The sequence below is a fragment of the Larkinella sp. C7 genome, from assembly GCF_006149005.1.
GTDB lineage: Bacteria > Bacteroidota > Bacteroidia > Cytophagales > Spirosomataceae > Larkinella.
Genome location: NZ_VBSL01000001.1, coordinates 1225188 through 1247634, shown reverse-complemented (window position 1 = coordinate 1247634; position 22447 = coordinate 1225188). Strand labels below are relative to the sequence as shown.

General features: G+C 54.2%; 15 protein-coding genes. 5 read left to right on the top strand and 10 right to left on the bottom strand.

The annotated features are described in order from the left end of the window. Window positions 1-15: 15 nt before the first annotated feature. Window positions 16-1149 carry a hypothetical protein gene (locus tag FH871_RS05005; RefSeq protein WP_138990194.1) on the top strand — a complete coding sequence of 378 codons (1134 nt, stop codon included), beginning with the start codon at window positions 16-18 and terminating at the stop codon, window positions 1147-1149. Between the two features lie 73 nt (window positions 1150-1222). Here the strand turns inward: FH871_RS05005 and FH871_RS05000 are convergent, their stop codons facing one another. From FH871_RS05000 to FH871_RS04990, 3 genes are read right to left on the bottom strand one after another with little or no spacing between them, the layout of a single operon-like run. Next, window positions 1223-2710, bottom strand: coding sequence for a restriction system-associated AAA family ATPase (locus tag FH871_RS05000; RefSeq protein WP_138990193.1), 1488 nt, complete (start codon window positions 2708-2710; stop codon window positions 1223-1225). Next, window positions 2707-4260, bottom strand: a complete 1554-nt coding sequence (locus FH871_RS04995) for a restriction endonuclease subunit S (protein ID WP_138990192.1) — start codon at window positions 4258-4260, stop codon at window positions 2707-2709. Before FH871_RS04995 ends, FH871_RS05000 begins: the two co-directional genes overlap by 4 nt. Then, window positions 4257-5705 carry an N-6 DNA methylase gene (locus FH871_RS04990; protein ID WP_138990191.1) on the bottom strand — a complete coding sequence of 483 codons (1449 nt, stop codon included), beginning with the start codon at window positions 5703-5705 and terminating at the stop codon, window positions 4257-4259. Before FH871_RS04990 ends, FH871_RS04995 begins: the two co-directional genes overlap by 4 nt. Before the next feature lie 352 nt (window positions 5706-6057). Between FH871_RS04990 and FH871_RS04985 the strand changes: the two genes are divergently transcribed. After that, window positions 6058-7185 (top strand): hypothetical protein, encoded by a 1128-nt coding sequence (locus tag FH871_RS04985; RefSeq protein ID WP_138990190.1) that lies wholly within the window; start codon window positions 6058-6060, stop codon window positions 7183-7185. Here FH871_RS04985 and FH871_RS04980 read toward each other — a convergent pair. The 6 genes from FH871_RS04980 to FH871_RS04955 form a co-directional block, all read right to left on the bottom strand. Beyond that, a complete protein-coding gene (locus FH871_RS04980) occupies window positions 7182-8591 on the bottom strand; it encodes a cellulase family glycosylhydrolase (RefSeq protein WP_138990189.1) in 1410 nt (469 codons plus the stop codon). The genes FH871_RS04985 and FH871_RS04980 overlap by 4 nt on opposite strands. 58 nt (window positions 8592-8649) lie before the next feature. Then, window positions 8650-10572: a histidinol-phosphatase gene (locus FH871_RS04975; protein WP_138990188.1), complete on the bottom strand. Its 1923-nt coding sequence runs from the start codon at window positions 10570-10572 to the stop codon at window positions 8650-8652. A gap of 255 nt (window positions 10573-10827) precedes the next feature. Beyond that, window positions 10828-11019, bottom strand: a complete 192-nt coding sequence (locus tag FH871_RS04970) for a cold-shock protein (protein ID WP_114409215.1) — start codon at window positions 11017-11019, stop codon at window positions 10828-10830. A gap of 141 nt (window positions 11020-11160) precedes the next feature. Further along, a complete protein-coding gene (locus FH871_RS04965; RefSeq protein ID WP_138990187.1) occupies window positions 11161-13023 on the bottom strand; it encodes a glycoside hydrolase family 97 protein in 1863 nt (620 codons plus the stop codon). Between the two features lie 281 nt (window positions 13024-13304). Beyond that, window positions 13305-14972 (bottom strand): RagB/SusD family nutrient uptake outer membrane protein, encoded by a 1668-nt coding sequence (locus FH871_RS04960; RefSeq protein WP_138990186.1) that lies wholly within the window; start codon window positions 14970-14972, stop codon window positions 13305-13307. A 31-nt stretch (window positions 14973-15003) separates the two neighbouring features. Further along, window positions 15004-18273 (bottom strand): TonB-dependent receptor, encoded by a 3270-nt coding sequence (locus FH871_RS04955; RefSeq protein ID WP_138990185.1) that lies wholly within the window; start codon window positions 18271-18273, stop codon window positions 15004-15006. A 77-nt stretch (window positions 18274-18350) separates the two neighbouring features. Between FH871_RS04955 and FH871_RS04950 the strand changes: the two genes are divergently transcribed. Beyond that, a complete protein-coding gene (locus FH871_RS04950) occupies window positions 18351-18530 on the top strand; it encodes a hypothetical protein (RefSeq protein ID WP_138990184.1) in 180 nt (59 codons plus the stop codon). Window positions 18531-18602: 72 nt separating this feature from the next. Here FH871_RS04950 and FH871_RS04945 read toward each other — a convergent pair whose 3' ends face one another. Further along, window positions 18603-19724: a FecR family protein gene (locus FH871_RS04945; RefSeq protein WP_138990183.1), complete on the bottom strand. Its 1122-nt coding sequence runs from the start codon at window positions 19722-19724 to the stop codon at window positions 18603-18605. Window positions 19725-19964: 240 nt separating this feature from the next. On the opposite strand from FH871_RS04945, the gene FH871_RS04940 reads away from it, so the two are divergent. Both FH871_RS04940 and FH871_RS04935 read left to right on the top strand, forming a co-directional pair. Next, window positions 19965-20588 carry an RNA polymerase sigma factor gene (locus FH871_RS04940; protein WP_138990182.1) on the top strand — a complete coding sequence of 208 codons (624 nt, stop codon included), beginning with the start codon at window positions 19965-19967 and terminating at the stop codon, window positions 20586-20588. A 212-nt stretch (window positions 20589-20800) separates the two neighbouring features. Next, window positions 20801-22426 (top strand): S8 family peptidase, encoded by a 1626-nt coding sequence (locus FH871_RS04935; RefSeq protein ID WP_138990181.1) that lies wholly within the window; start codon window positions 20801-20803, stop codon window positions 22424-22426. Window positions 22427-22447: the final 21 nt, after the last annotated feature.

Sequence of the window (22447 nt, the reverse complement as noted above, 5' to 3'; positions counted from 1 at the left end):
CAAACAACTATCTCGATGAAGATACAATTTCTACTTCTGATTTCTTTCATCCTGCTCAGCCTGGGGGGATCGGCGCAGGATTTGGATTGGAATACCTATCCGGATGGCACACTCAATCACACCTATCCAACGGTTGGTAATGCCCCGGTCAGTGTGGGGATTGTGACGACGGGCAGTACGTCGTCGCTCAATGCGAATGAACCCAACGGCCGTCCGACGGGTTTGCGGCTCGCGGCTGATTTTCCCGCCAGCGGCAATTGTGTATCGGTGAAAATCACGTTTTCGCAACCTGTCAGTAACCTGAGTTTTAACCTCATCGATATTGATTTTACGGATGGGGACAGTGACTATCAGGATGTTGTGACGGTTTCGGGCAGCAACGGTGGAACACCGGTTAGTCCGAGTATTGGGTCAGCGGCTACCAATACGGTCAGCGGCAATACCATCACGGGTACGAACAGCGATACGCCATTAGCCACAAATCTGGTCACGTTCAGTAGTCCGGTCACCGAAGTAACCATTCAGTACTGCGCCGGACCGGCTTTTGCTCTTCCAGAATCGCAGGAAATTTATGTTGGCGATTTTACCTGGGATGATGAACCCGCCATGCCCGTGCGGCTGGCATCATTCAGTGGCAAGCGGGTCGAACACCAGATGCTGCTGGGCTGGCAAACCACTTTTGAATCCAACAGTGCCTATTTTGTTGTGGAACGCAGCACTGACGCCAAATCCTTTGAAGCCATTGGCCGGGTCGTTTCCCAGGGTTTTTCCGAATCGATGCAGGCATACGGTTTTACGGATGACGCTCCCCAAAAGGGAATCAACTACTACCGCTTGCGGCAGGTCGACCGCGATGGCCGGTTTGAGTTCTCGAAAATCCTGGGGCTGGCGTACGATGCCGACGGGTTCTATTTTGAGGTGCTGGCGCTGGAACGGGGCCGGATTGAAGTAAAAACCAACGCGCCGGACCCCGCGTTTGCGGTGGTGGATCTACGGGGCATTGGTAACCTGGGTTCGGTTGAAAAAGTGGGCGCAACGCGGTATGTTTTGCAGGTAGCGCCCTCGGGCCTGGCCACACCATCACTGAAAATCGTCCAGATGCAAACGAACCATTTCGGCTGCGCCAAACGCGTGCTGCTGAATGAATAACCTGAATTAATGTTTATTTGTGTATACCAGACACCCTGCCGGTTTTGCTGGCAGGGTGTTTTATGCGTATTCTTCAATGGCTGGTGTGAACGCCAAAACACGACCGGAGAATCGCGTCAAACGTGGCTCCGTAGGTTTCCTGATCCGGACGGCGCACTTCTACTTTCCGGCTAAGGGGTGCGCGGCTGAAAATGAAGACCTTTTCTTTGGGGAGATCGGCGGGAAGGTAGGGCGAATGTGTGGTGATGAGGCAGTCCTGCCGGATGGTTTCCGCCTGGTCGCTGCGCTTTCCGTCCGACGTCGGCAGTTCCCGCAACCGATCCATCAGGTTCATCCGCCAGACCGGATTGAAGTGCGATTCGGGTTCGTCGAGCAAAAAGAGGACATTCGAAAACGAAATCATGCTGAAGGTTCCCAGGAGCTGGGCCAGTTGATGTTCGCCGTCGGAAAGAGACACATAATCGACAATAGCCGCATGATTCCGGGCGTGAAAGTTCACCCGTTCGAAACGGAAAACCTTGTCTTCATCCTGCGGCTCCGGCAACCGCGAGGCAAACCGACGCGCTTTGGTTTCCTTGCTAAACCGTTCGCGGGCGTGTTTAGGAATCACGAGATCATTCAGCATGGCGAGCTTGTGAAAAGCCGAATACAGCTCGAAGGCGGTTTTCCAGAAAAACCGAAAGGCGGTTTTTGTTTCGGTATCTACCAGAAAATCAAAGGTGTAGGTTTCGGTTTTATCATCATACTGGTAGCAGGTAGCACAGCGCTGCAGTCGGGTCAGGTATTCTTCGAGTTCATCCGTGAGCTGAATGCCTTTTCGTTTCGACTGCTTGCCGGCGCGGGCCGGTGCGCGGGGAGCCGCTCCGTGGGCCAGTTGAATGCTGCACCGAAAGGAATGGAGGTCGTCCAGGTGGGCGTGTTTCAGCAGGGCGGAACGCTGTTCATCACTGCCCAGCAACAGATTGGCAACCAGCACTTCCAGATGCGTTCCGTAGTCGATCAGCATCAGGCGTGTGTCCTGAATACCGGTTGGCGGGATGGCACGATCGATCGCGCTCTCGCGTACTTCCTCCGCATACCCACTCCGGCTGAGCAGGAAAGGCAAACTCAGCGTCTCGTTATCCCCGGATGAATACCCAACCACCTTACCGGGCAGCAATTCTTTCGTTTCGGGCGCGGTCAATTCGCAGTTTATCCAGGCTCCGTCCACCATTTTCCGGATCGTCACCACCGGTCGGCGTTTCGTTTGCGCCCGGCGCGAGATCCGGACCTGAACCGTTGCCGGACTGCCGTGGGGACGGATCAGGTAGTCGACTTCGAACTGCAAACCCGGGTTTCCTTCGATGCGTTCTTCCTGACACACCACGGCATGGAAGGCCGACTGAAACATTTCGGCCAAAACCTGGAGCAACTGTGACTTGCCGGTTCCGTTGGCACCCAGCAGGCACAAGGGGGCGAAAGTTGTTTGCTCATCCATTTGAGAGCGCAACGAAATGTCGAGCCCATCGAGTAGTCCGCCACACGTATCGGCTGAAATGATGTGAATGCGTAAGAGCTTCATGGTTTTATCCGGATCAGGGTCATGGCCTGTTTTTCGGGGTCAAAGACCTGTTTCAGTGCCGGTTGTTTTTCGGAGAGAAGCGTAAAAACCGCTTCTTTCAAGGCATCGTATTCAACGGCGAGCTGACTGCGCAGTTCGTCGAACGTAAACGGACCATCCGGCAGGAATCGAATGGATTCCAGCACGGTTTCGGGCGAGAGTGGGGTCATTCTGGGTTTTCGGGTACGTTTGGGCAAGGGCGTCGTTTGGGATCGGACGGTTTTGTCGGCCTGCATGCGCTGAAGAAGCAAGTTGGCGGGTTCATCCTCCGGATCATGCGGTACCAATTGTCCGCGAAAGGCGCTATCCAGCGTGGCCGCCGGCAACCGCTCAATTTTTGCCCGGGCCGCCACGCAGCGGGCTTCCAGGGCATCGGCATAGGCAAATAAGGCGTCCACCCGGCGGACAATTTCGTGCTGCTCGGCGACGGGTGGCACCGGAAAACTGAAATGGCGGCATTGGGAAAGCGAAATGTTGATCTGCCCCGCCGACCCGCGCGTCTCGTGCAGGATGGCCGCCAGGTTGTCGCCTTTGCAAAGCAGGTAATACAGCCAGCCGCTCGTAATGCGCGGGCCGGGCCGGAAGAGCGTCAGGGCCTGGTTAATGTTCCATTCGGGATAGGTATCGGGCACGATGGCAACCTTCCCCAGCGGTGGCCCCACGATGTTCATCAGAACATCCCCCGGCACGGTTTGCGACCTTTTCAGGGCCTTGTCGTGCGAGGCCGTCGAAATGAACTGCGGCCTGGAATTGAAATCAACCGACTGATTGACAAGGTTATAGACCTTTAAAAACGGAATATTGGGGTGGTCGAGGAAACCTTCTGCGGGGGTACCGCCGTTTTGAACTTTCGCGCAAACCTTATCTGCTCGCTCCAGCGTCCAGTCCGACAAGTCTTTCCCGCGCCATTTCTCAGTGAGTTTTCCGGAAATAGCCGCCGATAGAATCGACTGGCGCAGGTTTTTCAGCAGGCCCAGCACCCGGTCCAGACGGTCGCGGCAGGCTTCAATTCGGGCCAGGGTAGCCCCGATTTTGTGTACAATCCGGTGTTGCTCCCGGAGTGGGGCAATCAAAACCGGCAAGGTGGCTACCCGCTTGGGTTGTGCCCGGGTGAGCGACCCCCCAACGCCCGTGACACCCCGGCAAATCAGTTCGCGGAAAACCGGCGTGCTGAAATAATACCGTAAAAAATCAGGCGATAAAACCGGTAACCGCACAACAATCCATTCGGACGACGCAATTTGCCGGAGCTCGCCTTTGGGCTTTACTTTCCAGACGCGGTTGATCCGGGGGTTGATCTTGCAGATCAGAATGTCGTTGGGCTCTACCAGTTGTTTGACGGAACCAATGGCCGCGCCGGGCAGCCGCTCGGGCTGACGGGTTGGAAAGGCCGGTACGCTGTAGAGTTCAAAAATAACATCGGGTTGACTGGCCGGGTTGATCACCAGCGACGCGAATTCGTTGATTGCGCCCAGGTTGACCTTGATCCAGCCCTGTGGTACGTCGCTCATACCTCCACCTCCTCTCCCAGCTCCTCCATGATTTCCCGCAATACCTCCAGCGCCCCCTCCAGTTCTTCCATCACCTCCAGCGCCAGCACGCCCGGTTCCGGCAGTTCTTCGCTTTCGTCCTTGAGCCACGAAATATCCAGGTTGTCGTTGTGCTGGGCGATCCACTCGCGGCTAAACCGGCGGAAGCGGTTGGTGAGGCCGGTATCGTCCCGGCGACGGGACAGAGCCTCCGGACGCCCCAGCGGATCATCGCCAAAAGCGGCTTCAAATTCGGAAAAGTGATTCCGGGTCAGGAGGGTGCGTTTTCCGTATTGCGGCATGTTCGCCCGCAAATCATACACCCAGACTTCTTTCGTATTGCCCTGATCGGTGTGGCCTTTTGTGAAAAAAATCACGCAGGTTTTCACGCCCTGTGCATAGAAAATGCCCGTCGGCAGGCGCAAAATGGTGTGGAGATTGCATTTATCCATTAAATCGGCCCGAATCTGTTTTCCGATGTTGCCTTCGAAAAGCGCGTTGTCGGGCAACACGACGGCGGCCCGGCCACCCGGTTTGAGGCCCCGGTAAATGTGCTGTAAGAAGCAAAATTGCTTGTTGCTGGTTGGGTAGGGGAGGTCGGTGCGTTCGGGCAACCCTCCGCCTTTTTTACTGCCAAAAGGCGGATTGGAGAGAATCAACGTGGCTTCCGGCAGCTTCTGACCGTCGGGCGACAGCGTATCGCCGTAGTGAACACCACCCGCATCGGGGTTGAAATCAATACCGTGGAGAAATAGATTCATGAGTGCCAGTCGATGCGTATCCTGCACATGTTCCATGCCAAAAAAGGTCCGGGTGCGGTATTTTTCAAGCTGGTTTTTGTTCCAGTTTTCCGGATTCTGGTGTTCACGAATGTAATGATTGGCCGCGATCAGGAAACCACCCGTTCCGGCTGCCGGATCCTGAATCAGATCATCCAGCGTGGGTTTCATCACCGTCACCAGGCTGTCGATTAGCGAGCGGGTGGTGAAATACTGACCGGCTCCCGACTTTTTTTCGTTCGCGCTCTTTTCCAGTAGCCCTTCGTAAATATCCCCCAGATCTTCCCGGCCGGCATTGTACCAGGCCAGTTTGTCAATTCCTTCCACCAGCGCCGACAGGGTTGCCGGTTTTTTGATGAACGAGCTGGCATTGCTGAAGATTTCCTTCACAATCTGCTCCCCGTGTGCGCCCAGGTGAATCAGGGTGATTTTGTAGGCTTCGAGTCGTTCCAGTTTTGGTTTGGCAATCAGGTTATCCCAGCGGTGGCCCTTCGGAATCTGCCCCTCCGTACCGGTTTCCTTCGCCATCTTGAAAAACAGCAGGTAGGTCAGTTCGGTAACGTATTGGTGATACGTCACGCCATCGTCTTTCAGCACATTGCAGAGATTCCAGAGCCGGGCGATGATGTCGTTGGAAATAGGTTTCATAGGGTCGTTTTCCGGGAGGTGTCGCCGGACGTAAAAAGCCGGTTAGGCTGCGAAACTGCAGGGGTTAAATGGATCAACGGCCCAATCTAAAGAGGATGCCCGCGAAAAACAAAGCAGAAAGCGGTATTCTGTATCCTCATTTTCCGGAAAAAGTTACATGGGGTAACTGTGGTGACGATTCGCTGGAGCTACTGATTCGGGTAAAACCGCTCTTTGTTGTTTACAGAAAGAATCCTTTGGGAATCTTCTCGGACACCTTTTTTGTCTTTTTCTGCTACGGTATTTGACTTTTACTTGTGTTTAACCGGAATTATTGTTAATTCGCATGTACACACAAATAAACATTAAGATCATGAAAAAATTTGTACTATTGGCCATTTTTTGGCTATCGGTATCGGTGGGTTGGGCGCAGGACCTCAACTGGAATACCTATCCGGAAGGGGAGTTGACGAACACCTATACCAACATCGGGAATATTCCGGTCAATGCCACGGTGGATGTAACCGGTCTGACGGGTTCCTTTTATCTCGATTATCCGCGCCCGAGCGCCAACGGGCTGGAGCTAAATGCCAACTTTCCCACGAATGGCAATTGTATTTCCGTCAAAATTACCTTTTCGCAGCCCGTCAGTAACCTGAATTTCAACCTGCTCGATATTGACCGGATCGATGGCGACAGCCAGTATCAGGACGTGGTAACGGTTTCGGGCAGCAACGGTGGAACACCGGTTAATCCGGCCATCGGGTCGGCAGCAACCAATACCGTCAGCGGCAATACCATCACGGGAATCAACAGTACCGTCAACAATGCGGTCAACACGATTGCGTTCAGCAGTCCGGTGACCGAGGTGACCATTCAATACTGCGCCGGGCCGGATTGGGTCGACCCGAAGCGACAGTTTATTTTCATTTCCAATTTCAATTGGGACGATGCTGCGGCCATGCCTGTGCGGCTGGCGTCGTTCAGCGGCAAGCAGGTCGAACACCAGATGCTGCTGGGCTGGCAAACCACTTTCGAATCCAACAGTGCGTATTTTGCCGTGGAACGCAGCACCGACGCCAAATCCTTTGAAGCCATTGGGCGGGTGGTTTCAAAAGGGTTCTCCGAATCGATGCAGGTATACGGTTTTACGGATGACGCTCCCCAAAAGGGAACAAATTACTACCGCTTGCGGCTGGTCGACCGCGACGGACGGTTTGAGTTTTCGAAAATTCTGGGACTGACATACGATGCCGACGGGTTCTATTTCGAGGTGCTGGCGCAGGAACGGGGCCGGATTGAAGTGAAAACCAATGCACCGGACCCCGCGTTTTCGGTGGTGGATTTGCAGGGAATTCCGAATCTGGGGACGATTGAAAAGGTCAGTGCCACCCGGTATATTCTTCACGTAACGCCCTCGGGTCGGGCCACGCCGACCCTGAAAATCGTCCAGATGCGGACCCATCAGTTTAAATATGCCAAAAAGATTCTGCTGAATTAACGGGCTTGTACGGTTAACGCCAGATCGGCCCCGAAAGCAGGGGTTTTAAGCGTTGCCAAACCGCCGGAATGCCGAAGTTTTTCCTTCTGCTTCCGGCCGGTTTCCGGCTCAACGTATGTGACCGTATAGCGACCGGCGGGCAGATTCAGCGTCAGGTCCATCGGCTCGGGCTGTTTCGGGTGATTGCCGTTGTAGACGTACAGAGCGTACTGTTTCCTGGTTTCGCTGAGGGCGTGAATCCGAACCCGCGACGGCAACGAACCGCCCGGCAAAGCCGTATCCGGTTTCATCCGAACGAAATCCAGCCCTTGCATAAAGTCTTTCAGAACGCCCAGTTGCTTCCGAAACGCCGGACTGCCCCCGCCGGGCGATTTTGGCCCCGGTGTGTAGGTGCCGTCGGGTTGAACAGACGTGAACGAATAGTCGAGGTTGTTGTAGAGACCGCCCCCGGCCAGCAAAAACTCCCAGCCTTCCTTGCGGTAGGTGGAGTCGGCAGTGCCTTTAAAACCGGTTTCGTTGTCGCCCAGGACTTTGTTCAGCCCGTAATTGAGCGGGACAGCTTTGGGTGGCGTTGCGTAGTGAAAGTTAAAAACCGACACGGCGGGATGCGGCTTTTCGATTTTGGCCGAACCGTTGGCGATGTTCTGCGTAATGAGGTGTTTGTTTGGTAAATTCGTCTCGGTTTGCACAATGAGGTCGGCGATGTGGTGCTGCCAGTTTAGTTGCACCCCGCCAAAATACGGTTCGTTGCAGATTTCAAACAGCACATTGCTGAAACCGTTCAACTCCGTCACGATTTTCCGCACCATGGCTTCCTGAATGGCCAGCAACCCGCCGTTTTTGTCGAGCGTGTAGACCTCGTTCCGCCCGACCGTTCCAACCGAATTGACGTTGTTGGCGGCATTCATCGGGCTGATGACCCACATTTTTTCTTCGTAAAACGGACAGAAGAGCGCCAGTTCGACGATAATGCCGCGTTTTTCAGCGGCTCCCACAAACTCCTTCAACCGGTTGAAATAAGCCTCATCCCAACGCGAAAGATCAAACTTGTTGCCGCCCAGTGCATAGCCAGCCTGTTCGCTGCGAGGCCACGGGCAAACAAACCGCCCCGTTTCCGGTGCCATCGTGTTGTGTTCGATCCCGAAATCGCCGGGGGCTTCGCGGTAGGCACCGGTGAAGGTGCGGGTCAGGTTCAAACCGTCTTTTTGAAGCGTGTTGAGATACGTGATGAAATCAAAATCCAGATTCAGAACCGCTCCGTAATGTTCGCCCGACGTGATCAACACCGTGGGTTTGCCCTGATAGCTGAAATAATGCGGATTGTCGGGGTGTAAACGGATGGGTTGCGCTGAAAGCCAGCCGGATAGGCCAGTCAAGGCAAGGGTCGCTAGAAACCGGTTTCTCATGGTTCAGGAGTCGAATGGATAAAGGGCTATCTCAATTCTCTTGTCTTCACTCTCAAGTCTATTTTAACAAAAAATCCCTTGCCAGTTCCAGTTGATCGGTGCTCAGGAAATCGGCACCGGCTTCGCGGAGTTTGGCCCACACCGCCGGATCTTCGGGACAGGCCCAGAGCCGCAGTTTCTTGCCCTCGGCGTGAACGCGCTGAACCAGTTGCCGGAGTTTTTGAAACTGGTCGTCCGGCATCGGGCCCTGTCCGCGCCATTGAAGCTGGTTGCCATAGGCATCACTCACCACCGGCATCAGGTCGCGGCTGAATCCCTTGCCCAGATCGGCGGGCCGTCCGTCGATGCCCACCAGGCGTTCTTTCGCTTTTTTGAGGGTTTCGATGGGGCGATTTCCGGAAATAAAAACCGTAACGGCACCCGGCTGGCAGCGGTTTCCCTTGCAGGTGGTCAGAATCGACCGATAGCGTTGCAACACTTTCTCCAAAGCCCGGTAGGTGCTGTCGGCCCCGGTTTTGAAATCGATCATCAGGTAAACGGGACCGCTGTAATTGGCATACACTTTCCCGCCGTTCTGGCGAATTCGCTCGGCCAGCGGGCGCAGGTACAGATTTTCGAGTGACTTATCCGTGTTCCAGAATGGCGGGCGGTTGTGGGCAACGTACAGGGTGTCCTTGTGCGCATACACATCGGCTTCCACACTCGTAAAACCGTGATCCAGCGCATCCCAAAGGGGGCGCGATTGTTCGTAATCATTGTGCGCGTGGGCGTTGGGCAGTGGCACCACGCTGGCGAGTGGCTGCGGAGTCTGCAACGGAGCCATCGGTTGCGTCCAGGCGGTTTCGACATCACCCGGTTCAAACGGATTGAATTTGGGTTTGGTTGAAATGACTTTGGCCCGCACCAGCAACTCGTCGGTCAGCGTATAACTCGCTTCCGTGCCCGTCAGCTCTCGCAGTATTTCCGCCTTTTCCTGCCCTTTCCGAATCCCGATAAACTGAATCCGGTACTTGACATCCGGTTCTGTTTTAATTTTAAACGTCACGGTTTTAGCGGTTTGCGTCAGACTTTCGAAGGTGACGCCCGTGGTCGCGTAAAACCGGCCCGCTTCCAGGGCTTCTACAATCGTGTTGGGTTTTAGCTCGGGCGCGTTCACCATCACCCAACCCCGCCCCGAATTGCTGTAGGTGGGTCCGAAGAAATTATAATGATGACTGTCGTCGGTGGCCAGGCCGAGCATCAGCGGTCGACCCTGCCGCAAAAACGTCAGGTTGATTTTGTCCCACATGGCCTCGGTGCCTTCGCGGGTGCTGTCGCCGTAGTTATGCACCTGCGGGTGGCCGTTGAAAACCTCGAAAAACCGCTCGTGCCGGAGTTGCATCAGGTCGTTGGCCGTAATGGCGTAATGAAAATTGGGATGATTGATGTGGGGAAACATCGGTTGGCCGGTTTGCCGCCGTTGCGCCACCACCGCATCGATGTTGTTCTGCATGACCTCGGCCACGCTGTTGCCCGGCAGCGGTTTCAGCAGGTTTTGCAGGTTGGTCATGTTGATGTGAATGGGCTTGCCCTGGTAACCCGTCGAGACTTCTTCGCTCTTGAAAATCAGAAACTTCTCCGGCTCTTCGAAGTAGTTTCGGTATTCGCTCAGGTTCTTCAGCCGCACTTTCAGGGAATCATTGGGGCCGGTCTGGTATTTCACCCAATCGGGGCCGAAGGTGCGCAAATACCGTTCGAAGGTGCGCCGACGGTCGGGAGCGCGCGGCACTTTGATCCATTTTTCGCCTTCCTGAAACGTGTTGTGATCCGACAAACCGATGAAATGGTAGCCGTTGGCCTTGTACCAGTCCATGATCATTTCGGGATAATCGTCGCCGTCGCTCCAGAGCGAGTGCGTGTGGAGGTTGCCTTTATACCAGTGCTGGGCCTGGGCAAGCGGAATAAACAACAGAAGGAAAAGAAAGAGGAAAACCGGTCGCATGGGAGCATAAATGAGGATGCAACCGGGAAAGGGATTTGAGGGCGTTTTCTAACCTCTTCCACTTCGTTATTCGGTACTAACTTCGAAATTCGGTGTTCGTTATTCAATATTCGATAGTGATTTCATTTTTCACCTTACTATCGAATAATGAATAACGAACACCGAATTTCGAAATAAATTGGGGAAGGCATAAAACAAAAAAAAACATGCCGGGAAGCATGTTTTTCAAGCGTTTCAAATTATTATATCTTTCGATTAAATAACCTCTACGTTAACGGCATTCAAACCTTTTTTACCTTGCTCAACTTCAAATTGAACTTTGTCGTTCTCGCGAACTTCGTCAATTAAACCTGATACGTGAACAAAGATGTCTTTGTCTGAATCCGAAGGGGTAATAAACCCAAAACCTTTGAGTTCATTAAAAAATTTAACAGTTCCTGTTTGCATTATATTGTATTGTATTTTAAAATTTCACCAAAGGTAACAAGAATAAGTCAGAACCGCATCATGTCTTTTATTTATTTTGATGCACGGCACGCTGAATAAAACCGTCCTGTCTGGTTTTCTCGTTTTTCGAAGATCAGTTCGTTAGTTTCTTTTCAAGACCACAGCCTGCCCACCGGAAGGTAACAGATTGGCAGTCAGCCGATCTTTCGACGTGACGGTCCGGTTTTGCTTCCGGATCTTTCCGGTTCCGTCGTCCTCATACACCCAGAGTGAATACTTTTTACCCGGTTCCAGAAAGGCCAGCGACAGGTCGATTTTCCGGGCTTCGGTGCTGGTAATGGTGCCGACAAACCAGTCATTTCCTTTCCGCCGGGCTACCGACACATACTGGCCGGGCGTTCCATCCAGCACTTTCGTTTCATCCCAAACCGTCGGGAGGTCTTTCCAGAATTCAATTTCCTGCCGATCCGGGAAATCGGCCGGTTTGCCATACCAGTACAAATACTGAAGCGGACTGAAATAGATCACCGGCAACGCCAGTTGATGGCCTTTGGTGTTGGTCAACCGTGGCTGGTTGAAGCAGAACGTATAATCGGCGGCTCCGGCAACGTACCGCGTGAAGGGCAAAACCGTGTTGTGGGTCGCATTGGGCCACTCTTCGTTGCCCCGCACGCCTTCCTGCGTCAGCAGGTTCGGATACGTCCGGCTGAAACCGGTCGGGCTGTATTCATCGTGGATGTCCAGCACCAGTTGGTGTCTGGCGGCTTTGCGGATGGCATCGTGCAGCCAGACCGTCCAGTGGTGCGAACCCGTATGCACAAAACCGTATTTGATGCCGGCAACGCCCCAGCGCTGGTAGAGTGGCAGCAGTGTATCCAGTTGCCGTTCGAGGGCGCGGTGGTTGACATACAAAATGACCTTCTTTCCCTTCGATTTGGCGTACCGAATGGCTTCGGGTAAATCCAGATCGCCTTTCGGATTCCGGCGCGGATCGACCTTCACGGTGGTGGCATCCGACGCGATTTCGTATTCATGACCGTACCAGCCCGCGTCGAAATGGAGGTAGTCGATGTTTTGTTCCACCGCAAAATCGACCAGGTTTTTGGCTCCGGTGGTCGACAGCGTTACTTCCCGCATCACTTTTCCCGGTTTGATCCAGCTCACATCCTTGATTTCATTCGGCGGATTGAGGTTCTGAATCAGATAGTTGTGTTCCAGCAAGTCGCCGGGCCGGTCGGCTGCCATCACCACCCGCCACGAACTGGCAAAGGGCGAGGCTTCGGTGATTTCGCCCGCCAGTTGACTAACGAGTTGGTTCAGACCGGCGGTTTTGAGCCGCACCAGCGGGTAGCTGCTCTGCTCGGCCTGTGTGATGCAGGCCCAGGTTCCATTGTCGAGTTTCAGGGTAAGCGGCATCTGGGCGGCTTTTGTCCAGTTCTCCACGGTCCGTTCTTCGTAGCTCCCCTGCGCGTGATCAGTGTAAAGGGCTTTCGTTTTCGGCGGCAGGTTGAAAGAGGTCATTTCCTGGCCAACGTCCAGAATTTGCATGCGCAGGTCTTCCGGGAAAAAATACCGGAAAGCCACGCCTTCGTCGTAGGCCCGGACCACAAGTTGCATCATGCCCCCCGACCCCGGCCCGTTGCGCAGGCTGACTACCAGCTCGTTGTAGCGATCGGGAATCTCCGCGCGTTCGCCCCAGACCGGTTTCCAGTTCGATTGCTGACTCCGTTTCGTCGCCGATACGATCCGCAGGTTCTTATCCCAGTTCAACGGCCGGGAAGTGGCGGGATTGCCGCCCAGCCCCAGCCGCGAAGGCAGAATCAGGGACTGGTTTCGGTACGTTGTTTCGTACACCGGGCTTTGGGGCGATTCCGGCAGGTCACGCAGGGTCATCGACCAGGTAAGCAGGCCGTCGGGCGAACTGATCCGGAGGGAATCCGGCGTTTGCGCCCGCCCTTTCTGAAGTAAAATGAGGCAGGAAAGGATACAAAGAATGCGGGTCATTCAGGTTGAAAAGTTAAAAAGGTACAAACGCAAATCTCACAGCGCGTCAGAGATAATTGTTAAATACGAAGGATTAAAAAGGCGAGCCATTCATCCCATAGGGACTCAACAGCACAGCGTCGGTAGCAGGAACGTGATTAGTCTCAATCCATAAGTGAGGTACGCGACTGACCTATTACTACCAACGCTGCGCTGTTGTACCCCTGATGGGGCAGGATTCCCGATAGCTCATACCTACTTATCAAGGTTCTCCGGGCAGTTATCTACTTCCGGTTTTTCAATTAATATCCCGGATTCTGCTCGATTTTAGCATCCAGATTGGCATCGATGAATTTCTGCGGAATCGGGAATAATTCGTGTTTTTCGACGATGTTGCTGCCGGTTTTGGTATTGTATTTCTTTACCCGTTCAACCAGCAGGGGCGCATTGGCCAGAAAACCGAACCGGATGAGCGTTCGACGGCGGGGTTCTTCCATGATCAGTTCCCGCACGCGCTCATCCAGAATGTAGTCGAGTGTGGCGCGGTCGGCCGTAACCGGTTTGGCTTTGGCCCGGCTGCGCAGCACGTTGAGGTCGTCGGCGGCTTTTTGCTTGTCGCCTTTCCGAACGTAGGCTTCGGCCCTGAGCAGGTAGGTTTCAGCCAGCCGGATTTTATAAAACTCCACGAACGTCCGCCCGGCGGTATTGCCGGCCAGCGGATCACCTTCGAGTTTCCGGGTATACGGATAATACCAGCCGGAGTTCAGCGTGTCGATTTTGGCGGCCACAGGATCAACTTTCTGTCCGAAAAAACGGGAGGTGGCATTGTTGTAATAGAACGTCCGACGCATGTTGTACGCCGAATTCCGCATGTCGTTCCAATCTTCTTTCCAGACCTCGTAACTGGCGTAGGGCGTTCCCATTACCCAACCCACCGGGCGGCCCAGGCTGTCGCAAACGACCATGCCCGACTTGCCTTCCGGATCTTTGATGTTGTGATACCCGGCACCCCAGGCCCGCATGCTGCTGTTTCCGCCAAAAGCCGTGGCGTTGGTCGCATTGGTGTAGGCAACGCCACCAGGTGTCTGGTATTCGAACTGAATGGCCCAGATGGTCTCGGTATTGGCCGCCAGATTCTGGTTTTTATCCCGAAATAAATCCGAAAAAACATCGCCGGGTTTGTCCAGTTTGCTGCCAAACCGCTGCGTCATCAGTTTATACGAACCGTCGTTGATCACGGCGGAAGCGGCTTCAATGGCTTTGTCGTTGTTGCCCAGCGCCAGGTAGACTTCGCTCAGAAAATGGTCGGCAGCGGCTTTCACGATCCGGCCGGGAGCCGCCGGTTTTTTGGGGAGCCACTGCGAGGCAAATTCGAGATCCTGCCGGGCAAACTCCAGCACCTCCTGCCGACTGGCCCGCGTATAATCCGTTTTGGGTGCCGTTTCGACATGCGACACCAGCGGGACGCCACCGTACAGATTGGCCAGAATCGAGTAGGTATAGCCCCGGAAAAACCGTGCTTCGGCCAGAATAGCGTTCTTTTCAGCTTCATTCGCCCATTTGGCGGTCGGTTTATCGGCATAATCGACCACGATGTTGGCACGCGGCAGCATTTTGAGATACGCCCATTCCCACCACAGATCGACGGAAGCCAGCGTCGGCGTCAGCGAAACGTTGTAGTCGCGCAACAGCGTCGATACGGCCCCCGGCATGTAGGCGTCCGTGCCGATGTTCATGGCGTGCAGGTTCTCGGTGTCGGTTCCGAATAATTCGTCCCGGGCAGCCGCGTGAATGGCGATGATGGCGGTTTCAAAACCGGCTTTATCCACCAGCACCACGTCGGGATTCAGAAAGGCCCGGGGCGTTTCGTCGAGTACATTGTCTTTGCAGGCACTGGCCCAGCAAACCAGCAGCAGCGTTCCCAGGAGGGTCAGAGGCCGTTTTGACGCTAATAAAAGGATATGTTTCATAGATTGAAATCCGTTCAGGGTGACAGGAATGTTAAAAACTGAGGTTGATACCGCCCGTCAGGGTGCGGGACATGGGATAACCGCTGGCTTCGGAGCCGATTTCGGGGTCAAAACCGGGGTACTTCGTGAAGGTGAGCAGGTTTTTGCCACTGACGTAGGCCCGGATGGTTCCGACTTTCCAGCGATTCAGGAGCGTTTTCGGCAATTCATACGCCAGCGAAACATCCTGCACCCGAACAAAATCGCGGCTGACGTAATACCCGTGTCCGTACGGATTGGTATACACCAGCGATGCCATCGTGTTCGATTTGTTTTCGGACGTCCACCAGCCGTTGTCCGGGAAATTGGACGCACTTCCCGGAAAATTGTTGCTCGGAATCATCTGGTTATAACTTCTGATCCAGCCTTGCATGGCGTTCAGGAATACCGACAGCGTGAAATTGCTGTAGCGGAACGTGTTCGTCAACCCCCAGCGGTATTTGGGTTCCAGCCGCCCCACCACCGTGCGGTCGTCGGTGGTGATTTTGCCGTCGCCATTCAGGTCTTTCAGGCGGTAAAAACCCGCTTTATAACCGGTCGGAAGCTGATCGCCCTCCTGGTAAACACCGTCGATGAGGTAGTCGAAAGCAACCTGCACGGGCTGACCGATGAACCACTTATTGCCCAGATCATTGTCCTCTACACCATCGCCGTTCAGATCGCGGCTGTAGATGTGCACAATGCGGTTTCGGTTGGTCGAAAACACGATGTTGCTGCTCCATTCAAAAGGACCCCGCTGAAGGTTGGCGGTATTGATCGTCAGCTCGAACCCCCGGTTGTTGGTGGCCCCCAGGTTGGTGATGACCGATTTGAAACCGGTAGCGGACGGCAGGGAACGGTCCAGGAGTAAATTTTTGGTGTCCATATTGTAATATTCGAGCGTTCCGCCAACCCGTCCTTTCAGGATTTCAAAATCAACCGCGACGTTGGCTGAGGTGGTGGTTTCCCACTTCAGATCGGTGTTGGCCATGCCCGATGGATAGGTGCCGGTGTAGGTCGGGCTGCCGTCGCCGAAAACATACTGCGCGATTGCCGAACGACTCAGGGATTGATAAGGCGAAATGGCCTGATTCCCCACCGACCCGTACGACACGCGAAACTTCAGCAGGTCGATGAAGGGCATCGACTTCAGAAAAGGCTCATCGGAAGCAATCCAGGCCAGGGCGGCTGATGGAAAGGTTGCATACTTGTTCTGGGCACCAAACACCGAACTGCCATCCCGGCGGGCGGTGAGTGTCAGCAGGTAGCGGTCTTTGAAATGATAGTTCAGCCGCAACATCGACGAAACACCGTCCTGCGCGGAGGCTCCCGTTGTTGTTTGCTGGGTTTGGGCAATACCCAGGTTATTCCAGCCGTTGGCGCCGTTGAAGAAATTGGAAGCCGTAGCGGTGGTCGATTCCGACTGGCTGTGGTTGCGGCCATACAAAAGCGTCACATCAAAGGCATGATCGCGGCCCAGTTGGCGGCTGTAGGTAGCAATGTTTTCCAGCACCCAGTCGAAAATTTCGACGTTGTATTTCGTGGCATTCGCCAGAATGTTCTCGCCAAAACGCTGGTACGCCGGTTCGAAGGTGTAGTTGTGTTGCCAGCGATAATTCGGCGAGTAATTGATCCGGTAACTAAGTCCCTTGATGAAAGGAACCTCAATCTTGGCGTAGAAATTTGAAAACAGGTTGTGGTATATTTCTTCATTCTGACGCCGGATGGAGTTAAAAAGGGGATTCGGAACCAGTTGCACATCCTGCGGAAAGTGGACCGGGTCTGTTTTGGCGTCATCGTAATACATTTTGGCAAAGGGACTGATCTGGGCCGCCCAGTTGAGGGCCACATCGACGCCTGACAAATCCCGCCGGGCGTAGGTCGCATTGGTGCCCACCGTCAGCCAGTCGGCCACCTTCGTCTCCAGATTGGTTCGTAGCGTAACGCGTTTCGCCATGTCCTTGTAAATCAGTCCCTGTTCGTTCACAAAGGCCCCGGATACCAGGTAGTTGGTGCGGCCCGACTGGCCGGCAATACTCAGGTCGTAGGACTGAACCCCGGCTTTCTGCGAAATTTCATCCCAGGGATCGGTGATGGTACCATTGCGGTAATTCTCGGCTTCGGTATTCTGGAGATAAGTGGCCACGTTGGCCGGATTGGCTTCCTGTCCGCTTTGTGCGCGGTAATCCAGTGTTTTCTGGAGGTAGCGTTCCGGCGACAGCATTTTGATGCGGTTACTCCAGTCGGCCACGCCATAGTAGCTGTTCACCCGAATGGTTGGCTTGTCGCTTTTGCCGCGTTTGGACGTAATCAGAATAACACCGTTGGCGGCTTTGGAACCGTAAATGGCGGCTGCACTGGCGTCTTTCAGGATTTCCATCGACTCGATGTCGTTCGGGTTGATTTCGGCCAGACTGCCGTTGAAAAAAATGCCGTCCAGAATAATGAGCGGATCGTTGCTGGCGGTGATGGACCGACGGCCCCGAACGAGAATGCTGCCGCCTTGCCCCGGTCGTCCGTTGTCGATAAACTGCACCCCGGCGACGCGCCCGCGCAGGGCCTGAGCGACGTTCGTATTGGGCAGGTTTTCGGTAACTTTCATGTCTACTTTTGCCACCGAACCGGTTACGTTTCGTTTCGACTGGGTTCCGTAACCCACCACGACAACTTCACTCAACGCCTTGGTATCGGATACCATCTGAATGGTGAGAACCTGTCGGCTGGTAACCGGAATTTCCTGCGTTACATAGCCAATGGAGCTAACGACCAAAACCGCCTTCCCGTCGGATACCTGAAACGTAAACTTGCCGTCTTTATCGGTGGTCGTTCCCCGGCTGGTGCCTTTCTGAATGAGGTTGACGCCCGGCAAGCCCTCGCCCTTTTCGTCGGTTACAGTGCCGGATACCGGCTGGTCGAGCGGGGCGGTGTGGGCCATTTCGTTGTCAGGCAGTAGTTTGACTGCCGGTGTGGCGGTGAGCAGGATCTGTTTGCCCTCCACTTTATAGTTAATTTTCAACGGTGTCAGGAGTTGGTCGAGGATGGTTTCCAGCCGTTCATCGACCGCCGTAAACGTCACTTTCCGGTCGGCCTGAATGAGCAGCGAGCTGTACAGAAACCGTACCTGAGCCGCTTTGCCGATGGACTTCAGGGTGGTTTTAATATCCTTATCGACCACCTGTACGGTTACTTTCTTGTTCAGCATTTCCTGAGCCCGGCTATCGCGGGCGAAGGAGAGGCTAACCACACAGGCAGCAAGCAGCACCTGGAGGAGGGAAAGTTTCATAAGCTTGATAAAGGAGGGTGAAATCCAGTCTGGATTTTTCATAAATTGGGTCGTTTTTTGAGTCGTTTCGGTTCGAAATGGACAAAAAATCCCTCATCGACGCCCAACAGGGCGTCTTGCAATCCGATGAGGAAATGGGTGGAACGGGCTGGGGGGCGCGGTCGGGTGTCGGAACGATGCTGTTGGAACCATTACCGGTCAGGCAGTCGGACACGCCAACCCAGCGACGTTTTCGCGAAGGCGGTGAGGAGAAGTAGAGTTTTTAGTCAGGCATAGGCAAGGCAGGTGGTTTTGAAAAGATACAAATCACGAAAAGCGTTTGGAAACCGTCAGGGCGTGCAACCCTGGCTGTGAATAATCACCCGGCCCTCCACAACCTCATAGGTCGCTCCAATGGCCTGGCAAATAAAACCGAGTTTTACGGACAGCGTTTCATCCGAAAACTGAGCGGTAATCGGGCATTTTTCCAGCAGATCCGCCTTGTAATCGATAGCGACGCCGTAGGCTTTTTCCAGTTTGGCCAGCACCTGCGTCACCGGAACATCTTCGAAATCCAGCTCCTGAACGTGGGTAGCCACGGCCACCAGCTCCGGTTTTGCGACCAGTCCGCGTTGCAACTGTTCGGTTTTTCGGTTAAAGACCACTTCCTGATTTCGAATCAGGAGAACGCCGTTGCGGGTTTGAGTCTTCGTTTTCCGGAACGTCTTTTCAGCGAAAACCGAGACTTTCCCGGTTCGGACGGCCACGGCCACTTCCGGTTCGTGATCGAACGCCCGAATGCGAAAGCTGGTGCCCAGCACTTTGGTGACGGTTTCGTTGGCGTAGATCAGGAACGGTTTTTCGGGATTCCGGGCAATTTCAAAAAATGCTTCGCCCGACAAATACACTTCCCGAAACGAACCGGTAAACGTCTTCGGATAACGGATGCGGCTGTTTTTCTCCAGCGTAATGGCCGACCCGTCGCTTAGCACCAGCGTCAGCGGTTCGTTGGTCGCATTCACTTTCTCTGAAAGCACCGTCGAACCAGCGCTCAAAGGCGGGCGGTAGGTCGTCTGATGGGTCGGTGAAGGGAGTTTCGGCAGCAGCAGCAAGCCCAATCCGATGATCACGAGAACCGAAGCGGCCAGACTCAGCCAGGTTCGCCGGTTTTGCCCCCACCAAACAATGGGTTCAGATCGGGATTCGTCGTCGTTTGTCCGCTCGGCCTGTTTCCGTTGACGGAACTGCCCCACCAGGTGTTGCACTTCCTGGCGGACTTCGTCGTCTGACAAATCCACCGGTTGTTGTTTCAGGGCGTATACCAGTGCTTTGGCCTGATTCAAAACCGCCCGTTGTTCCGGGTACTGGCTGCGCCAGGCCGTCCAGAAGGCCGTCGCGTCCGGGTCGCCGTCGATCCAGGCGTGGAAGGTGGCGTCGTTCAAAAAATCGTCAACCTGCTGGTAGAGCTTCATGAAAAAGGCGGAACGTTAAAAAGGCGGTTCAGAGAAGGAGAATCAACATGGTGCCGGAAATAATCAAAAAAATCATTTTATTTTTTTATAAATGCCGGCAGTACCCCGACTTTTGTAGTTGGCAGAATGCGCCGGGAGCGGGTAAAAACCGGTTGATAGCCTCTTTTACCGGCGGCTCCTGGTGGAATACGGGTTTAGTTTGCCGGTTGCTACCACCAGAAATTAGTCGTACCATGCTGTATGTTTCGCTCATCCTCCCAAAACCGTCCTTCTGAATCGCTAACCGACGCGGCCCTGTGGCATCAGTTCAGGGAAGGGGATGAAGTGGCATTAGGCGAACTGGCCGAGCGGTATTACAAACGGCTGTATGGCTACGGCAGCAAATTCTCCCGCGATCGCGAAGCCATCAAAGATTGCATTCAGGACCTCTTTCTGGAAATCTGGGACAAACGGCGCACCATCAGCGAACCGGATTCGGTTAAACTCTATTTGCTGGTTTCGATCCGGCGAAGAATTCTCCGGCGAAAAACCGGAGACAAGTGGCTGGAACAAAGTGAAGAACTGGATTTTGATGCCGCCGTGGTGGGCGATTTGCCCATCGAAACCGCCATTATCGAAGACGAAACCAGCCAGTATTACGTCCGGAAGCTTCAGCAACTCATTCCTCAGCTTTCCCGGCGTCAGCAGGAGATTATTTACCTCCGGTTTTACGAAAATCTGGACAACGAGGCCATTGCCGAAGTCATGTCGCTCAGCCGGGGGGCGGTTGCCAACCTGCTCTGGCGGGCCCTGAAAGAACTGAAGGAATACTGGTATGCCGGGTTACTGCTTTTACTTTTACCGGGAATTTGTTTTCTGAAATAACGGGGCAGAAAGCTACACGTTCAAAATAACCAAATTATTGCCTGATGGGCCATACCATCCCCTGATTTGGGTGAAATTAACGCAGCTTCCGGCTAAAATTAGTAAAATATACCGGAATTCGCCTTCGATTCGTTATACTAGACTGCTACCAGCGCGAACCAGTTTCTGTTTCAGTTGTTAACAGAAATAGACAACTGCTAACCTTCTTTTCTATGTCGTTCAAAAAGTTTGTATTCCGACTCCTGGGTCTCTATACATTCATCCTGTTTGGTTTCGCCCGTGGGCAGGCCCAAACGTCCCAATGGTTCCACCTCGATTCGAAAGCCGACAGCGTCTGGGGAATCAGCACGGATCGTACCTACCGCGAGTTACTCAGCCACCGCAAACCGACGCCGGTCGTCGTGGCCGTGATCGATGGCGGAATCGACTCCACGCACGAAGATTTAAAACGAATTCTGTGGACCAATCCGAAGGAAATTCCCGGCAACGGGATCGACGACGATAAAAACGGCTACGTCGATGACGTCCACGGCTGGAATTTTATCGGCGGAAAAGACGGCCGGAACGTCCAGTACGAAACCGCCGAAGTGACCCGGCAATACGCCCGGCTGCGCCCTTTGTATGAAGGCAAAAACCGGTCGTCGCTGAAACCGGCGCAACAGAAGGAATTCGACCAGTTCGTGAAATATAAAACGGAGATGGAGAAGAAACGCGCTGAGTATAAGGAGCAATACGATTCTTACAGCACGTTCAGTACCCAACTGGTGACGATCATTGATGGGCTGAAAAAAGCCCTGAACGTCTCCAAACTGGACACCGCGACGCTGCGCAATCCGGCCACCGACAACGATTTTGTGAAAAAAGCGGCTGCCGCTCTCTATGAAATGACCAGTGCGCAGGGATTCGGGCAAGCCGAAGATATTCAGGCCGAACTGACCAGAGGACTGGAAGACCTGAAAGGCAAAGCGGAATACGCCTACAACCCCGACTTCGACAGCCGCTCGATTGTGGGCGATAAACCCGACGATCTAACCGAAACCGCCTACGGCAATCCCGACATTACCGGCCCCGACGCGCTGCACGGCACGCACGTCGCCGGCATCATTGGCGCCGACCGCACCAACAACCTGGGGGTGCAGGGTGTGGCCGATCAGGTTCAGATCATGGCCGTTCGGGCCGTTCCCGATGGCGACGAGCGGGACAAAGATGTGGCCAACGCGATCCGGTATGCGGTTAATAACGGTGCCCAGATCATCAACATGAGCTTCGGAAAAGACGTTTCGCCCCAACGCAAAGCCGTCGACGACGCCATGCGGTACGCGCTTTCCAAAGGCGTTCTGCTGATTCACGCGGCCGGGAATGACAACAAATTGCTGGATACGACCGCCAGTTTTCCATCAGACCGGTTCATGGATGGGTCCGCGATTCCGAACCTGATTACGGTGGGAGCTATTACGTCCAAAAACAACGAAAGCCTGGTGGCCCCGTTTTCCAACTATGGTCGCAAAACCGTCGATGTGTTTGCGCCGGGCATGGCCATTTATTCAACAACACCCCGCAACGGGTATGACAACCTGAGCGGTACGAGCATGGCGGCTCCGGTCGTAAGCGGGATTGCCGCCGTCCTGAAATCGTATTTTCCGAAACTGACGTACAGCGATCTGAAGCGGATTATCGAGAAATCGGCCATTGTGCAAAACCGGCAGGTGCTTCGCCCCGAGTCTACGGATCTGGTCAATTTTACCGATTTATCGAAAACCGGTGCCATCGTGAATCTCTACGAAGCCGTCAAACTGGCCGAGGCCGAAGAAGCCGCAGCAGCCGCGAAAAAAGGCTGACGGTTTTTGGTATTCATGGAA

Coding starts and splice junctions, on each gene's coding strand:
- FH871_RS04935 (WP_138990181.1), top strand. CDS start 20,801: ATGTCGTTCAAAAAGTTTGTATTCCGACTCCTGGGTCTCTATACATTC.
- FH871_RS04960 (WP_138990186.1), bottom strand. CDS start 14,972: ATGAAACATATCCTTTTATTAGCGTCAAAACGGCCTCTGACCCTCCTG.
- FH871_RS04985 (WP_138990190.1), top strand. CDS start 6,058: ATGAAAAAATTTGTACTATTGGCCATTTTTTGGCTATCGGTATCGGTG.
- FH871_RS04980 (WP_138990189.1), bottom strand. CDS start 8,591: ATGAGAAACCGGTTTCTAGCGACCCTTGCCTTGACTGGCCTATCCGGC.
- FH871_RS05000 (WP_138990193.1), bottom strand. CDS start 2,710: ATGAAGCTCTTACGCATTCACATCATTTCAGCCGATACGTGTGGCGGA.
- FH871_RS04995 (WP_138990192.1), bottom strand. CDS start 4,260: ATGAGCGACGTACCACAGGGCTGGATCAAGGTCAACCTGGGCGCAATC.
- FH871_RS04965 (WP_138990187.1), bottom strand. CDS start 13,023: ATGACCCGCATTCTTTGTATCCTTTCCTGCCTCATTTTACTTCAGAAA.
- FH871_RS04970 (WP_114409215.1), bottom strand. CDS start 11,019: ATGCAAACAGGAACTGTTAAATTTTTTAATGAACTCAAAGGTTTTGGG.
- FH871_RS04990 (WP_138990191.1), bottom strand. CDS start 5,705: ATGAAACCTATTTCCAACGACATCATCGCCCGGCTCTGGAATCTCTGC.
- FH871_RS04940 (WP_138990182.1), top strand. CDS start 19,965: ATGTTTCGCTCATCCTCCCAAAACCGTCCTTCTGAATCGCTAACCGAC.
- FH871_RS05005 (WP_138990194.1), top strand. CDS start 16: ATGAAGATACAATTTCTACTTCTGATTTCTTTCATCCTGCTCAGCCTG.
- FH871_RS04975 (WP_138990188.1), bottom strand. CDS start 10,572: ATGCGACCGGTTTTCCTCTTTCTTTTCCTTCTGTTGTTTATTCCGCTT.
- FH871_RS04950 (WP_138990184.1), top strand. CDS start 18,351: ATGGACAAAAAATCCCTCATCGACGCCCAACAGGGCGTCTTGCAATCC.
- FH871_RS04955 (WP_138990185.1), bottom strand. CDS start 18,273: ATGAAACTTTCCCTCCTCCAGGTGCTGCTTGCTGCCTGTGTGGTTAGC.
- FH871_RS04945 (WP_138990183.1), bottom strand. CDS start 19,724: ATGAAGCTCTACCAGCAGGTTGACGATTTTTTGAACGACGCCACCTTC.